Source organism: Streptomyces subrutilus, assembly GCF_008704535.1.
GTDB lineage: Bacteria > Actinomycetota > Actinomycetes > Streptomycetales > Streptomycetaceae > Streptomyces > Streptomyces subrutilus.
Genome location: NZ_CP023701.1, coordinates 5,644,915 through 5,659,494, shown reverse-complemented (window position 1 = coordinate 5,659,494; position 14,580 = coordinate 5,644,915). Strand labels below are relative to the sequence as shown.

Here is a 14,580-nt window from a genome sequence, read left to right as displayed (position 1 = left end):
CGCAGCCGCCGGACCGGCCGCTAAGGGCGGCCGTCCAGGCGGTACACACGCCGCGCGTTGCCCCCGGCGATCATGGCGGCCACCCGGTCCGCGTCCCGCCGGGACCAGGCGCCCTCGGCCACCCAGCCCCCCAGCACCCGGCCCAGCGCCTCGCGGAACGCCAGGGCGCCCACCGCATGCAGCTCGGGCAGCCCCCCGCCGCCGCTGGAGAACAACAGCTTCCCGAACGGCGCCAGCTCCAGCAGTTCCGCCAGCACCGCCGCCGCCCGGGCCCCGCTGCGCCCCACCACCGCGCCGACGTCGGCGTACGCGTGCGGGAAGGCCGCCGCCAGCTGCGCGGCCTGCCGGTGGTACGGGTACCCCCCGAGCAGCACCAGCCGCGTACCCAGCCCGGCGGTGGCCCGGACGAACTCCGTGAACAGCCCGGGGTCGCCCCGGTCCGGCCGCTGCCCCGGCCCGTCGAGGCCCCCCGCCGCGTGCAGCTGCACCGGCAGCCCCGAGTCCACCGCGCTCCACAGCAGGTGCCGCAGCAGCACCGGGTCCCGTACGGCCTCCCCCCGGGCCCGCCGGGCCAGCCAGCGGCCCGCGGCCCCGGCCACCTCGCCGCGGCCCGGCGGCCCCGGCGCGAAGGCCAGGACGGCGCCGAGCGAGGGGGCCGCGGCCGGGGCGGCGGTCCCGCAGGTGAAGGCGGCGGCCCCGGCCGCGGACTGGTGGACGGCCTCGGCGAGGTGCCCGAGGAAGGCGGCCGCGGTCCCGGAGGTGTCCGCGACGTGCTCGGCGAGCAGCTCCAGCCGCACGGCCTCGAACGCCTCGGCCTCCCCGGCGACCGCCAGCTCCTCGGGCCCGGTGAGGTCCCCGGCGGCCCCGGTGTCCAGCAGGTAGGCGGCGACCCCCGACCCCCGCAGCAGCCGCCGCGCCGCCTCCGCCGCCCCCAGCTCGCGCCGCCGGGCCAGGTAGCGGGCGGGGGCGCAGTGCGGCTCCAGCCCCAGCAGGGGCGGGCACCAGCGGCGCACGGCGAAGCCGGCCTGCGTGTCGAAGAAGGTGGTGCCCGCGGCGGGCGGGCCGGCGGAGGGGACCAGCCGGGCCTCGAAGGTGCCCAGGCCCAGCTCCGTACGGAGTACTCCCTGGCAGTACTGGTCCACCAGGGGCGGCGTTTCGATCATCCGGGCATCCCGTTGCGGACGTGAGGAAGCGGCTTCCACACGTCCTAACGGGTGAGCGGGGTGTGAGGTGTTGCTCGCGCTGTTGACCGAGAGCGGACCGGCGGGTCAGACCGCCGGGTTCGCGGGTCCGCCGAGCTGGATGCCGGCCATGCGCGTCCACTCGTACGGGCCGGTCCGGACCTTGGCCGCGAACTCCCCGTCGAACTCCTCGTGGAGGGTCAGCCCGGCCTTCTCGGCCGCCAGCCGGGCCGCCTCGAAGGTCGGGGCGACCAGGTCGCCCCACTCGCCGTCGGCGGCCACGAGCACGATGCGGGTACCGGCCTGCCCGATGTGGGCGAGGTGGCCCTCGGCGCCGCCGTGCCGCCCGGCGAACGCGCCGATCTGCTTGGCCAGCTTCGCCGCCGTGCGGTCCTGCTTCTTGTCTGCGGTCTGCGCGGTGTCTGCCATGGACGGCATGCTACCGGTGAGTAATCAACGGAGGAAGGGATCCACGGCCACGGCGACGAACAGCAGCGACACGTAGGTGATGGACCAGTGGAACAGCCGCATCTCCTTGAGCTTCGGCCCGGTCACCCCGGACTTCGCCCGTGCGTGCAGCGCGTGCGCCTCCCACAGCCACCAGCCGCCCGCGACCAGCGCGACGGCCGTGTAGAACCAGCCGGTGTACCCCAGGGGGGTGAGGAGCAGCGAGACCGCCACCATCACCCAGCTGTAGAGGACGATCTGACGGGCCACGACCCGGTTGCCGGCCACCACCGGCAGCATCGGCACGCCGACCCGCGCGTAGTCGTCCTTGACCTTCATCGACAGCGGCCAGTAGTGCGGCGGCGTCCAGAAGAAGATGACGAGGAAGAGGATGACCGCGGCCCAGGAGACCTCGTTCTTGACCGCCGACCAGCCGATGAGCACCGGCATGCAGCCCGCGATGCCGCCCCAGACGATGTTCTGGGAGGTGCGCCGCTTGAGCAGCATCGTGTAGACGACGACGTAGAAGAGGAGCGCGCCGAGCGCCAGCGCGGCCGACAGCCAGTTGATCAGCAGGCCGAAGAAGAGCGTGGAGGCCACTCCGAGCGCGATGCCGAAGACCAGGCACTCGCGCGGCGAGACCATGCCGGTCACCAGCGGGCGCTGCGCGGTGCGGTCCATCAGCGCGTCGATGTCGCGGTCGATGTACATGTTCAGCGCGTTCGCGCCGCCCGCGGACAGATAGCCGCCGAAGCAGGTCGCGAGGACCAGCCACAGCGACGGCACGCCCTGCTCGGCAAGGAACATCACCGGCACGGTCGTGATGAGCAGAAGCTCGATGATCCGCGGCTTGGTCAGTGCCACGAAAGCCATGGCCCGGGCCCCGAACGGGCGATGACCGGGGCTCGTCCCGAGCACCCCCGCTGGACGGGATTCGACGGCCGTCACGCACACCCCTGACAGAGAATCCAGCAAGCTCCGACGCGGACCAGGGAACATGAGGGTCCGGTAAAGGCTTGCGCGTACCACGCCACTCTAGACGTTGCACTTACGTCGCCTTGCGCGGGGGTCGGTTCGTGTTGGGCCGATCGGACCGGGCATACGGGACGGAGTGGAAGCCGACCGTCCCCCGGGCGCGCAGGTGAACGGAGGCCGCCGACGTGGTGACCGACCTGCGGCACTCGAATAGCTGCACGCCGTGGCGGGGGTAGGCTCGGAATCGCGCCGGTGCACCGTTCGTCACCGGGAACAGACATGTGGAGAGGAGCCCTGACAAACGGTGAGCACCAAGCCGACCACCACAGAGCTCGAGTGGACCGAACTGGACCAGCGGGCCGTCGACACCGCCCGCATCCTGGCCGCTGACGCGGTACAGAAGGTCGGAAACGGCCACCCCGGTACGGCGATGAGCCTGGCCCCCGCCGCGTACACCCTTTTCCAGAAGGTGATGCGGCACGACCCGGCGGACCCCGACTGGGTCGGCCGCGACCGCTTCGTGCTCTCCGCGGGGCACACGTCCCTCACCCTGTACACCCAGCTCTACCTGGCCGGCTTCGGTCTTGAGCTGTCGGACCTCGAAGCCTTCCGCACCTGGGGCTCCAAGACCCCCGGCCACCCGGAGTACGGGCACACCAAGGGCGTCGAGACCACCACCGGCCCGCTGGGCCAGGGCATCGCCAACGCGGTGGGCATGGCCATGGCCGCCCGCTACGAGCGCGGCCTGTTCGACCCGCAGGCCCCCGAGGGCACCTCCCCGTTCGACCACATGATCTACGCCATCGCGGGCGACGGCTGCCTCCAGGAGGGCATCTCCCACGAGGCGTCCGCACTGGCCGGCCACCAGAAGCTCGGCAACCTGGTGCTGCTGTGGGACGACAACCACATCTCCATCGAGGGCGACACCGAGACGGCCGTCTCGGAGGACACCCTCAAGCGCTACGAGGCGTACGGCTGGCACGTCCAGCGCGTCGAGCAGCAGGAGGACGGCGACCTCGACCCGAAGGCCCTGTTCGCCGCGCTGCGGGCCGCCAAGGCCGAGACCGGCCGGCCGTCCTTCATCGCCGCCCGCTCGATCATCGCCTGGCCGGCCCCGGACGCCCAGGGCACCGAGGCCGCGCACGGCTCGGCGCTCGGCGCGGACGAGGTCGCGGCGACCAAGCGCGTCCTCGGCTTCGACCCGGAGAAGTCCTTCGTCGTCTCCGACGAGGTGCTCGCCCACACCCGCAAGGCCCTGGACCGCGGCCGCGAGGCCAAGGCCGCCTGGGAGAAGGACTTCTCCGCCTGGCGCACCGCCAACCCGGAGCGCGCCGCCGAGTTCGACCGCATCAACGCCAACGAGCTGCCCGCGGGCTGGGAGGACGTCCTCCCCGTCTTCGAGACCGGCAAGGACGTCGCCACCCGCGCCGCCTCCGGCAAGGTGCTCCAGGCCCTCGGCGCGATCGTCCCCGAGCTGTGGGGCGGCTCGGCCGACCTGGCCGGCTCGAACAACACCACCATCGACAAGGACTCCTCGTTCCTTCCGGTGGGCAACCCGCTGCCGGAGGCCGACCCGTACGGCCGTACCGTGCACTTCGGCATCCGCGAGCACGCCATGGCCGCGTCCATGAACGGCATCGCGCTGCACGGCCACACCCGCATCTACGGCGGCACCTTCCTGGTGTTCTCCGACTACATGCGCAACGCCGTCCGCCTCTCCGCGCTGATGCACGTGCCGGTCACCTACGTGTGGACGCACGACTCCGTCGGCCTCGGCGAGGACGGCCCGACCCACCAGCCGGTCGAGCACCTGGCCTCGCTGCGCGCCATCCCGGGCCTGAACCTGGTCCGCCCGGCCGACGCGAACGAGACCGTCGTCGCCTGGCGCGAGATCATGCGCCGCCACACCAAGGTCTACGGCAAGGGCGCCCCGCACGGTCTGGCGCTCACCCGCCAGGGCGTGCCCACCTACGAGCGCAACGAGGACGCCGCCAAGGGCGGGTACGTGCTCGCCGAGGCCGAGGGCGGCGCCCCGCAGGTCATCCTGATCGGCACCGGTTCCGAGGTCCAGCTCGCCGTCGCCGCCCGCGAGGCGCTGCAGGCCGAGGGCGTTCCGACCCGCGTGGTCTCGATGCCGTCCGTCGAGTGGTTCGAGGAGCAGGACCAGGCGTACCGGGACGGCGTCCTGCCGCCCTCCGTCCGGGCGCGCGTCGCGGTCGAGGCCGGCATCGGCCTGACCTGGCACCGCTACGTCGGCGACGCCGGCCGGATCGTCTCGCTGGAGCACTTCGGTGCCTCGGCCGACGCGAAGGTGCTGTTCCGCGAGTTCGGCTTCACGCCCGAGGCCGTGACCGCCGCCGCCCGGGAATCGCTGGCCGCCGCCGCGCGCTGACGCCCGTACACGAACAAGTAGGAGATGCAATCCCCATGACAGACGCACTCAAGCGCCTCTCCGACGAGGGCGTGGCGATCTGGCTGGACGACCTGTCCCGCAAGCGCATCACGTCCGGCAACCTGGCCGAGCTCATCGACCAGTCGCACGTCGTCGGTGTCACCACCAACCCGGCGATCTTCCAGAAGGCCATCAGCAGCGGTGAGGGCTACGAGCAGCAGCTCGGCGACCTCGCGACCCGCAGGGTCACCGTGGAGGAGGCCCTGCGCATGATCACGACGGCGGACGTCCGCGACGCCGCCGACATCCTGCGCCCGGTCTACGACCGCACCGACGGCCAGGACGGCCGGGTGTCGATCGAGGTCGACCCCCGTCTGGCCCACGACACCGCGGCGACCGTCGCCGAGGCCAAGCAGCTGGCCTGGCTGGTGGACCGCCCGAACACGCTCATCAAGATCCCGGCGACCAAGGCCGGCCTGCCGGCGATCACCGAGGTCATCGGCCGGGGCATCAGCGTCAACGTGACGCTGATCTTCTCGCTGGAGCGCTACCGCGAGGTCATGGACGCGTACCTGGCGGGTCTGGAGAAGGCCAAGGCCGCCGGCCTGGACCTGTCCCTCGTCCACTCGGTCGCCTCCTTCTTCGTGTCCCGCGTGGACTCCGAGATCGACAAGCGCCTGGACGCCGTCGGCACCGACGAGGCGAAGGCCCTCAAGGGCAAGGCGGCGCTCGCCAACGCCCGGCTGGCCTACGAGGCGTACGAGGAGGTCTTCTCCTCGGACCGCTGGGCCGCACTGGAGCGCGTCGGCGCCAACAAGCAGCGCCCGCTGTGGGCGTCGACGGGCGTCAAGGACCCGGCGTACAAGGACACCCTGTACGTGGACGACCTGGTCGCCCCGAACACGGTGAACACCATGCCGGAGGCCACGCTGGAGGCCACCGCGGACCACGGCCGGATCACCGGCGACACGGTGCGCGGGACCTACGTCCAGGCCCGTGCCGACCTCGACGCGGTCGCGAAGCTGGGCATCTCGTACGACGATGTCGTCCAGCTGCTCGAAGACGAGGGCGTCGAGAAGTTCGCGGCGTCCTGGAACGACCTTCTGAAGTCGACCGAGGCGGAACTCGTCCGCCTTGCCCCCGCGGAGGACTGAGTATTTTGTCGGTAAACGGAGCGAACCCGCTTCGTGACGCACAGGACCGGCGGCTCCCGCGCATCGCGGGGCCGTCCGGCCTGGTCATTTTCGGCGTTACGGGTGACCTGTCGCGCAAGAAGCTGATGCCTGCCGTCTACGACCTGGCCAACCGGGGTCTGCTCCCGCCGGGTTTCTCGCTGATCGGGTTCGCCCGTCGCGAATGGCAGGACGAGGACTTCGCCCAGGAGGTGCACGACGCGGTCAAGCAGCACGCGCGCACCCCCTTCCGCGAAGAGGTCTGGCAGCAGCTGGTGCAGGGCTGCCGCTTCGTCCAGGGCGACTTCGACGACGACCAGGCGTTCGAGACGCTGAAGTCGACGATCGAGGAGCTGGACAAGGCGCAGGGCACGGGGGGCAATTTCGCCTTCTACCTGTCGGTCCCGCCGAAGTTCTTCCCCAAGGTCGTCGCCCAGCTCAAGAAGCACGGGCTGGCGGACCAGAAGGAGGGCTCCTGGCGCCGCGCCGTCATCGAGAAGCCGTTCGGCCACGACCTGAAGAGCGCGCAGGAGCTGAACCAGCTCGTGCACGACGTCTTCCCGCCGAACGAGGTCTTCCGGATCGACCACTACCTCGGCAAGGAGACCGTCCAGAACATCCTGGCGCTCCGCTTCGCCAACACCATGTTCGAGCCGATCTGGAACCGGTCGTACGTCGACCACGTGCAGATCACCATGGCCGAGGACATCGGCATCGGCGGCCGGGCCGGGTACTACGACGGCATCGGCGCCGCCCGTGACGTCATCCAGAACCACCTGCTCCAGCTGCTGGCGCTCACCGCGATGGAGGAGCCCGGCACCTTCCACCCGAAGGCGCTGGTGGCCGAGAAGCTCAAGGTGCTCACCGCCGTGGAGCTCCCCGAGGACCTGGGCAAGCACACCGTGCGCGGCCAGTACTCGGCGGCGTGGCAGGGCGGCGAGAAGGTCGTCGGGTACCTCGAAGAGGACGGCATCGACCCCAAGTCGAAGACCGACACCTACGCGGCCATCCGCCTGGAGATCAACAACCGCCGCTGGGCGGGCGTGCCGTTCTACCTGCGGACGGGCAAGCGCCTGGGCCGCCGGGTGACCGAGATCGCCGTGGTCTTCAAGCGGGCCCCGTACCTGCCCTTCGAGTCGGGCGCGACCGAGGAGCTGGGGCAGAACGCCCTGGTCATCCGGGTCCAGCCGGACGAGGGCGTGACGGTGCGCTTCGGCTCCAAGGTTCCGGGCACCTCCATGGAGGTCCGGGACGTCACGATGGACTTCGCCTACGGCGAGTCCTTCACGGAGTCGAGCCCCGAGGCGTACGAGCGGCTCATCCTCGACGTGCTCCTCGGCGACGCGAACCTCTTCCCGCGCCACCAGGAGGTCGAGCTGTCCTGGAACATCCTCGACCCGATCGAGCAGTACTGGGACAAGCACGGCAAGCCCGCGCAGTACCCGGCGGGCACCTGGGGCCCGGTCGAGGCGGACGAGATGCTCGCACGAGACGGACGGAGCTGGCGCCGGCCATGAAGATCGACCTGACGGAGACCAACTCCAGCAAGATCAATGCAGCGATGGTGCAGGCACGCCGGGACATCGGCACGCCTGCCATCGGCATGGTCCTCACCCTGGTGATCGTGACCGACGAGGAGAACGCGTACGACGCGCTCAAGTCGGCGAGCGACGCCTCCCACGAGCACCCCTCGCGGATCATCGTCGTCATCAAGCGGGTCAGCCGCTCGCCGCGCAGCCGGCGCGACGCCCGTCTCGACGCGGAGATCCGCGTCGGCGCGGACTCCGGCTCCGGCGAGACGGTCGTGCTGCGGCTCCACGGCGAACTGGTCGACCACGCCCAGTCGGTGGTCCTCCCGCTGCTGCTGCCGGACGCCCCCGTGGTGGTCTGGTGGCCCGAGGGCGCGCCGAACGACCTGGCGGGCGACCCGCTGGGCGCGCTGGCGCAGCGCCGCATCACGGACACGTACTCCTGCGAGAACCCGATCGCCGCCCTGGCCGATCGGAGCACGGCGTACGCGCTCGGGGACACGGACCTGTCGTGGACCCGGATCACCCCGTGGCGCTCCATGCTGGCGGCGGCGCTGGACCAGCAGACCCTGTCGGTGGACTCCGCGGTCGTCGAGGGCGAGGACGACAACCCGAGCTGCGAGCTGCTGGCCATGTGGCTGGCGGACCGGCTGGGGGTCCCCGTCAAGCGGACCCTGTCGGACGGCCCGGGGCTGACGGCCGTGCACCTGGTCACCCAGGACGGCGACATCGTCCTGGACCGGGCGGACGGCGCGCTGGCCACGCTGTCGATGCCGGGGCAGCCCGACCGTGCGGTGGCGCTCAAGCGCCGCGACACGGCCGAGCTGCTGGCGGAGGAGCTGCGCCGGCTGGACCCGGACAACACGTTCGAGTCCGCGCTGAAGTTCGGCGTGGCCAAGCTGGAGGCCTCCCAGGGCTCCGGCTCCCCGGCGCCCGCCCGGACCGCGCAGGCCGCCCAGGCCAAGGCGGCTCCGGCGAAGTCCGCCGCCCCGGCCGCGGACGACAAGCCCGCGGCGAAGCCGGCGTCCAAGCCGGCCAAGAAGGCCGCGGCCAAGTAGCGCATCCGCAGCGCGGGGCCGGACCCCACCGGGTCCGGCCCCGCGCTGCGGACCCGCGTCCGCGCCCCGGCGCACCACCCCGACCTACCGACCTACCGACAAGGCGGCACCACCATGGGTATGACGACTCCCCAGGTCGTCGTCCACCGGGACAAGGAGCTGATGGCCGAGGCCACGGCGGCCCGGCTCATCACCAGGATCGTGGACGCGCAGGCGGCCCGCGGCAGTGCCTCGGTGGTCCTGACCGGCGGCCGCAACGGCAACGGCCTGCTCGCGGCCCTGGCCACCGCCCCGGCCCGGGACGCGGTCGACTGGCGCCGGCTGGACCTGTGGTGGGGCGACGAGCGCTACGTCCCCGCCGACGACCCCGAGCGCAACCACACCCAGGCCCGCGCGGCCCTGCTGGACTCGGTGCCGGTGGACCCCGCCCGCGTGCACGTCATGCCCGCCTCGGACGGACCGTACGGGGCGGACGTGGACGCGGCGGCGGCCGCGTACGCGGCGGAGCTGGCCGCGGCGGCCGCTCCGGAGGACCACGGACCGGTTCCCCGCTTCGACGTGCTGATGCTGGGCGTGGGGCCGGACACCCACGTGGCCTCGCTGTTCCCGGAGCACCCGGCCACCCGCGAGAGCGAGCGCACGGTGGTCGGCGTGCACGGCGCCCCGAAGCCCCCGCCGACCCGCATCTCCCTCACCCTGCCCGCGATCCGCGCGGCGCGCGAGGTCTGGCTGCTGGCCGCCGGCGAGGACAAGGCCGGGGCGGTCTCCCTCGCGCTCGGCGGCGCCGGCGGGGTGCAGGCCCCGGCCGCGGAGGCGTACGGCCGCTCGCGCACCCTGTGGCTCCTGGACCGCGCGGCCGCGTCCGGCCTGCCCGCCGGGATGTACCCGCGGTCCTGACCGCACCCGCGACGACGGAGCGCCCCGCACCTTCGAGGTGCGGGGCGCTCCGTCGTACGACGGGCCGGCGTCAGCCGCGGCCGCGCAGCCTGCGGTAGGTGGCCACCAGGGCCGTGGTGGAGGGGTCCAGGCCCGGTACGTCCGCGCCCTCGGTCAGGGCGGGCTCGATGCGCTTGGCGAGGACCTTGCCGAGCTCCACGCCCCACTGGTCGAAGGAGTCGATGTTCCACACGGCGCCCTGGACGAACACCTTGTGCTCGTACAGCGCGATGAGCTGTCCGAGCACCGCCGGGGTGAGGTCGGCGGCCAGGACGGTGGTCGTGGGGTGGTTGCCGCGGAAGGTCTTGTGCGGGACGAGCTCCTCCGGGGTGCCCTCGGCGCGTACCTCGTCGGCCGTCTTGCCGAAGGCCAGGGCCTGCGTCTGCGCGAAGAAGTTGGCCATCAGCAGGTCGTGCTGGGCGGCGAGGCGCGGCGGCAGCTCGGGCAGCGGGTTGGCGAAGCCGATGAAGTCCGCGGGGATGACCCGCGTCCCCTGGTGGATGAGCTGGTAGTAGGCGTGCTGGCCGTTGGTGCCGGGGGTGCCCCACACCACCGGGCCGGTCTGCCACTCCACCGGCTGCCCGTCGCGGTCCACGGACTTGCCGTTTGACTCCATGTCCAGCTGCTGGAGGTAGGCGGTGAAGCGCGAGAGGTAGTGGCTGTACGGCAGCACCGCGTGCGACTGCGCGTCGAAGAAGCCGATGTACCAGACGCCCAGCAGGCCCAGCAGCAGCGGCACGTTCTCCTCGGGGGGCGCCGTGCGGAAGTGCGTGTCCATGGCCTCGAAGCCGCCGAGGAGCTCGCGGAAGGCGTCCGGGCCGATCGCGATCATCAGGGAGAGCCCGATGGCCGAGTCGAAGGAGTAGCGCCCGCCCACCCAGTCCCAGAACTCGAACATGTTGGCCGGGTCGATGCCGAAGTCGGTGACCTTCTCGGCGTTGGTGGACAGCGCCACGAAGTGCCGTGCCACGGCGGCCTGGTCGCCGCCCAGGCCGTCGAGCAGCCAGCCGCGCGCCGAGGTCGCGTTGGTGATGGTCTCGATGGTGGTGAAGGTCTTGGAGGCGATGATGAACAGCGTCTCGGCCGGGTCCAGGTCCCGCACGGCCTCGTGCAGGTCGGCGCCGTCGACGTTGGAGACGAAACGCAGCGTCAGATCGCGGTCGGAGAAGGCTCGCAGGGCCTCGTAGGCCATGGCCGGGCCGAGGTCGGAGCCGCCGATGCCGATGTTGACGACGTTGCGGATGCGTGCGCCGGTGAAGCCGGTCCACTCCCCCGACCTGACCTGGTCGGCGAAGGCGGCCATCTTGTCGAGCACCTCGTGGACGGCGGGGACGACGTTCTCCCCGTCCACCTCGACGACGGCGTCCCGGGGCGCGCGCAGGGCGGTGTGCAGGACCGCGCGGCCCTCGGTGGTGTTGATCTTCTCGCCGTTGAACATCGCCTCGCGCAGCGCGGCCACGCCGGTCGCCGAGGCCAGCTCGCGCAGCAGGGCCAGCGTCTCGTCGGTGACGAGGTGCTTGGAGTAGTCGACGTGCAGGTCGCCGGCGCGCAGGGTGTAGCCGGTGCCGCGGCCCGGATCCTCCTCGAACAGCCGCCGCAGGTGCGTCCGGCCGAACTGCTCCCGGTGCTTGGCCAGGGCCAGCCACTCGGGCGTCCGGGTGAGCTTGGTGCGCCCCTCGTCCGACGCGGTGCCCTGCTGTGCGTTCATCTCGGCCATCAACCCGTTTCTTCCGTCCTGTCGTACCCCGCCGATCTCCAACCTAAGGGATGGGCGGCCGGTACGTCGGACAGGCGCCTTCGGCGTGGGCGGCGACGCGGAGGGGCCCGGTGGCACAGGAGGGTGCTCCTGTGCCACCGGGCCCCGAAAACGCGTGGGACGGGCCGTGCTCGGCGGCCGCGCCGGACCTAGATCTCGCCGCGCAGCTTCGCGAGCGCCTCGGCGAGGATCGCCTCGCCGTCGGCGTCCGTGCGCCGCTCCCGGACGTACGCCAGGTGCGTCTTGTACGGCTCGGTGCGGGGCGGGGCGGGAGGGCTGTCCCGGTCCTGCCCGGCCGGGAACCCGCAGCGCGGGCAGTCCCAGGTGTCCGGAACCTGCGCGTCACTGGCGAAGCTGGGCTGCGTCTCGTGCCCGTTCGAGCACCAGAAGGAGATGCGCAGACGGGGCGCGGACTCGCCGCGCTCGGCCTCGCCCATCGGCCCCGCTCCGACCCGGCTACCACGGATCGCGTTGCCACTTGCCACGGTCGTAACTCCCTGCGTGATGGTGCCGCGGAGCGAGAGGGGAATGTCCGCCGCGAGCGCCCAGGTCTACGTAAGGCCCAACGCGCGTCCAGTGAACGGAGTTACTCGTTCCGGGCTGGACGCCGGACCTCATGATAGGCCGGGCGGAGCCGACCGGACTGCCCGAATGGCCAGAACGGTCAGCTGCTCGACTTCATCAGGAGACCGAGCGCCATGATGCACGCGAACCAGAGCAGACCGACGACCACGGTGATGCGGTCGAGGTTGCGCTCGGCGACGGAGGAACCGCCGACCGACGACTGCATGCCGCCGCCGAACATGTCGGAAAGGCCGCCGCCCTTGCCCTTGTGCATCAGCACGAGCAGCATCAGCAGGGCGCTGAAGACGATCAGGGCGATCGAGAACCCCATAATCACGGCTGATTCCTACTTTCTGGCTTTTCTGACTTTCCGGTCCGCCGAAAGGTGCGCGGGGGCCAGTGGCTGGTGGTTCAGCCTCCTGGCCCCCGCAAGGGTACGACGGATCCGCCCTACCGCATACTCACCGTCCGCGACGCGGTGGCCGCGGAGCGGGTGCTACTGGTCGCGGAAGCGGACGATCTTCACGAACTCGTCCGCGTCCAGCGCCGCGCCGCCGATCAGGGCGCCGTCGACGTCGGGCTGGGCCATGATCGCCGCGATGTTGCCGGACTTGACCGAGCCGCCGTACTGGATGCGGACCGTGTCGGCCAGCTCCTGGGAGTAGAGCTCCGCGAGGCGGCCGCGGATGGCCCCGCAGACCTCCTGCGCGTCCTCGGGCGTGGCGACCTCGCCGGTCCCGATCGCCCAGACGGGCTCGTACGCGATCACGATGGACTCGACCTGCTCGGCCGGGACGTCCGCGAGGCCGCCGTCGAGCTGGGCCAGCGTGTACGGGACCTGCTCGCCGGCCTTGCGGACGTCGAGGCCCTCGCCGACGCACAGGATCGGGGTGAGCCCGTGGCGGTAGGCGGCCTTGACCTTGGCGTTGCAGGTCGCGTCGTCCTCGCCGTGGTACTGGCGGCGCTCGCTGTGGCCGACGGCCACGTACGTGCACTTCAGCTTCGCCAGCATCGAGCCGGAGATCTCGCCGGTGTAGGCGCCGGAGTCGTGCGCCGAGATGTCCTGGGCGCCGTACTTGATCTTCAGCTTGTCGCCGTCGACCAGGGTCTGGACCGAGCGGAGATCGACGAAGGGCGGCAGGACCGCGACCTCGACGGCGTCGTAGTCCTTGTCGGCGAGCGCGAAGGAGAGCTTCTGGACGTGCGCGATGGCCTCAAGGTGGTTGAGGTTCATCTTCCAGTTGCCCGCCATCAGCGGGGTGCGCGTGGTCATACGGGTTCAGACCTCCAGTGCGGCGATACCGGGGAGCGTCTTGCCCTCGAGGTATTCGAGGGAGGCGCCGCCGCCGGTGGAAATGTGGCCGAAAGCGTTCTCGTCGAAGCCGAGCGTGCGCACGGCCGCGGCGGAGTCGCCGCCGCCGACCACGGTGAACGCGTCGCTGTCGACGAGGGCCTGCGCGATGGCGCGGGTGCCGCCGGCGTAGTCGGGGTGCTCGAAGACGCCCAGGGGACCGTTCCAGAACACGGTCTCGGCGTCGGCGATCTTCGACGCGTAGAGCTCGCGGGTCCGGGGGCCGATGTCCAGGCCCTCCTGGTCGGCGGGGATCTTGTCCGCGTCGACGGTGACGAAGTCCGCCGGGGTCTTGCCCTTGAGGTCGGGGAACTCCGTGGAGGCGAGGATGTCGACCGGCAGGACCAGCTCGACGCCGTTCTTCTCGGCGCGCTCCATGTATTCCTTGACGACGTCCACCTGGTCCTTCTGGAGCAGGGAGATGCCGACCTCGTGGCCCTTGGCGTAGAGGAAGGTGTAGGCCATGCCGCCGCCGATGAGGAGGCGGTCGGCCTTGCCGAGCAGCTGGTCGATGACGGCCAGCTTGTCGGAGACCTTCGCGCCGCCGAGGATGACGACGTAGGGGCGCTTGACCTCGTCGGTCAGCTTCTTCAGGACGCCGATCTCGGTGGCGATGAGGTACCCGGCCGCGTGCGGGAGGCGCGCGGGCAGGTCGAAGACCGAGGCGTGCTTGCGGTGGACAGCGCCGAAGCCGTCGCCGACGTAGACGTCGGCGAGCTCCGCGAGCTGGTCGGCGAAGGCGCCGCGCTCGGCGTCGTCCTTCGCGGTCTCACCGGCGTTGAAGCGCAGGTTCTCGATGACGGCGACCCGGCCGTCGGCGAGGGCGGCGACGGTCTCCTTGGCGGAGGCGCCGACGGTGTCGGTGGCGAACGCGACGTCCGTGCCGAGGAGCTCGCCGAGGCGCGCGGCGGCCGGGGCGAGCGAGAAGGCCGGGTCCGGGGCGCCCTTCGGGCGGCCCAGGTGCGAGGCGACGATCACGCGGGCGCCGGCCTCGGCCAGCTTGGCGATGGTCGGCTGCACGGCGCGGATGCGGCCGTCGTCGGTGATCTTGCCGTCGGCGAGCGGGACGTTGAGGTCCGCCCGGACGAAGACCCGCTTGCCGGCGACGCCCTCGGCGAGAAGTTCGTCGATCGTCTTCATGTGTTTCTGCTCCTTTTTCCCCACGCAGGGCCCGTTTGCCGTGCGGGGCGAGAGGGACGAGGCAAGCCACAGGGCCCGT

13 protein-coding genes are annotated in these 14,580 nt (G+C 71.7%); 5 read left to right on the top strand and 8 right to left on the bottom strand.

The features are described from left to right. Positions 1 to 20: 20 nt before the first annotated feature. The 3 genes from CP968_RS25045 to CP968_RS25035 all read right to left on the bottom strand — a co-directional run bounded on the left by CP968_RS25045 (position 21) and on the right by CP968_RS25035 (position 2,576). Positions 21 to 1,163: an amidohydrolase family protein gene (locus CP968_RS25045; RefSeq protein ID WP_150520143.1), complete on the bottom strand. Its 1,143-nt coding sequence runs from the start codon at positions 1,161 to 1,163 to the stop codon at positions 21 to 23. 105 nt (positions 1,164 to 1,268) lie between these two features. After that, positions 1,269 to 1,610 carry a hypothetical protein gene (locus CP968_RS25040; protein ID WP_150520142.1) on the bottom strand — a complete coding sequence of 114 codons (342 nt, stop codon included), beginning with the start codon at positions 1,608 to 1,610 and terminating at the stop codon, positions 1,269 to 1,271. 24 nt (positions 1,611 to 1,634) lie between these two features. After that, positions 1,635 to 2,576, bottom strand: coding sequence for a heme o synthase (locus CP968_RS25035; RefSeq protein WP_150520141.1), 942 nt, complete (start codon positions 2,574 to 2,576; stop codon positions 1,635 to 1,637). Positions 2,577 to 2,907: 331 nt separating this feature from the next. Here CP968_RS25035 and tkt point away from each other — a divergent pair, with 331 nt between their 5' ends. The 5 genes from tkt to pgl all read left to right on the top strand — a co-directional run bounded on the left by tkt (position 2,908) and on the right by pgl (position 9,651). Continuing rightward, complete coding sequence (gene tkt, locus CP968_RS25030; protein ID WP_150520140.1) at positions 2,908 to 4,995, top strand: transketolase; 2,088 nt, start codon at positions 2,908 to 2,910, stop codon at positions 4,993 to 4,995. Between the two features lie 35 nt (positions 4,996 to 5,030). Further along, positions 5,031 to 6,149, top strand: a complete 1,119-nt coding sequence (gene tal, locus CP968_RS25025) for a transaldolase (RefSeq protein ID WP_150520139.1) — start codon at positions 5,031 to 5,033, stop codon at positions 6,147 to 6,149. A gap of 2 nt (positions 6,150 to 6,151) precedes the next feature. Further along, positions 6,152 to 7,684, top strand: coding sequence for a glucose-6-phosphate dehydrogenase (gene zwf, locus CP968_RS25020; RefSeq protein WP_150522111.1), 1,533 nt, complete (start codon positions 6,152 to 6,154; stop codon positions 7,682 to 7,684). Beyond that, positions 7,681 to 8,754: a glucose-6-phosphate dehydrogenase assembly protein OpcA gene (gene opcA / locus CP968_RS25015; RefSeq protein ID WP_150520138.1), complete on the top strand. Its 1,074-nt coding sequence runs from the start codon at positions 7,681 to 7,683 to the stop codon at positions 8,752 to 8,754. The genes zwf and opcA overlap by 4 nt, the downstream gene beginning before the upstream one ends. A 120-nt stretch (positions 8,755 to 8,874) precedes the next feature. After that, entirely contained in the window at positions 8,875 to 9,651 is a 777-nt protein-coding gene (gene pgl, locus CP968_RS25010) for a 6-phosphogluconolactonase (protein WP_150520137.1), read from the top strand. A gap of 70 nt (positions 9,652 to 9,721) precedes the next feature. Here pgl and pgi read toward each other — a convergent pair whose 3' ends face one another. The 5 genes from pgi to CP968_RS24985 all read right to left on the bottom strand — a co-directional run bounded on the left by pgi (position 9,722) and on the right by CP968_RS24985 (position 14,501). Then, positions 9,722 to 11,398 carry a glucose-6-phosphate isomerase gene (pgi, locus tag CP968_RS25005; protein WP_150522110.1) on the bottom strand — a complete coding sequence of 559 codons (1,677 nt, stop codon included), beginning with the start codon at positions 11,396 to 11,398 and terminating at the stop codon, positions 9,722 to 9,724. 197 nt (positions 11,399 to 11,595) lie between these two features. After that, complete coding sequence (locus CP968_RS25000) at positions 11,596 to 11,883, bottom strand: RNA polymerase-binding protein RbpA (protein ID WP_037792871.1); 288 nt, start codon at positions 11,881 to 11,883, stop codon at positions 11,596 to 11,598. A gap of 227 nt (positions 11,884 to 12,110) precedes the next feature. After that, positions 12,111 to 12,341 (bottom strand): preprotein translocase subunit SecG, encoded by a 231-nt coding sequence (gene secG / locus CP968_RS24995; protein WP_150522109.1) that lies wholly within the window; start codon positions 12,339 to 12,341, stop codon positions 12,111 to 12,113. A gap of 165 nt (positions 12,342 to 12,506) precedes the next feature. Further along, positions 12,507 to 13,283, bottom strand: coding sequence for a triose-phosphate isomerase (tpiA, locus tag CP968_RS24990; RefSeq protein ID WP_150520136.1), 777 nt, complete (start codon positions 13,281 to 13,283; stop codon positions 12,507 to 12,509). A 6-nt stretch (positions 13,284 to 13,289) separates the two neighbouring features. Beyond that, positions 13,290 to 14,501 (bottom strand): phosphoglycerate kinase, encoded by a 1,212-nt coding sequence (locus CP968_RS24985; RefSeq protein WP_150520135.1) that lies wholly within the window; start codon positions 14,499 to 14,501, stop codon positions 13,290 to 13,292. Positions 14,502 to 14,580: the final 79 nt, after the last annotated feature.

What these genes read in the sequence shown, in the direction of transcription:
- CP968_RS25045 (WP_150520143.1), bottom strand. Translation starts at nt 1,163, where the DNA reads ATGATCGAAACGCCGCCCCTGGTGGACCAGTACTGCCAGGGAGTACTC.
- CP968_RS25040 (WP_150520142.1), bottom strand. Translation starts at nt 1,610, where the DNA reads ATGGCAGACACCGCGCAGACCGCAGACAAGAAGCAGGACCGCACGGCG.
- tal (WP_150520139.1), top strand. Translation starts at nt 5,031, where the DNA reads ATGACAGACGCACTCAAGCGCCTCTCCGACGAGGGCGTGGCGATCTGG.
- opcA (WP_150520138.1), top strand. Translation starts at nt 7,681, where the DNA reads ATGAAGATCGACCTGACGGAGACCAACTCCAGCAAGATCAATGCAGCG.
- pgl (WP_150520137.1), top strand. Translation starts at nt 8,875, where the DNA reads ATGACGACTCCCCAGGTCGTCGTCCACCGGGACAAGGAGCTGATGGCC.
- pgi (WP_150522110.1), bottom strand. Translation starts at nt 11,398, where the DNA reads ATGAACGCACAGCAGGGCACCGCGTCGGACGAGGGGCGCACCAAGCTC.
- CP968_RS25000 (WP_037792871.1), bottom strand. Translation starts at nt 11,883, where the DNA reads ATGGGCGAGGCCGAGCGCGGCGAGTCCGCGCCCCGTCTGCGCATCTCC.
- secG (WP_150522109.1), bottom strand. Translation starts at nt 12,341, where the DNA reads ATGGGGTTCTCGATCGCCCTGATCGTCTTCAGCGCCCTGCTGATGCTG.
- tpiA (WP_150520136.1), bottom strand. Translation starts at nt 13,283, where the DNA reads ATGACCACGCGCACCCCGCTGATGGCGGGCAACTGGAAGATGAACCTC.
- CP968_RS24985 (WP_150520135.1), bottom strand. Translation starts at nt 14,501, where the DNA reads ATGAAGACGATCGACGAACTTCTCGCCGAGGGCGTCGCCGGCAAGCGG.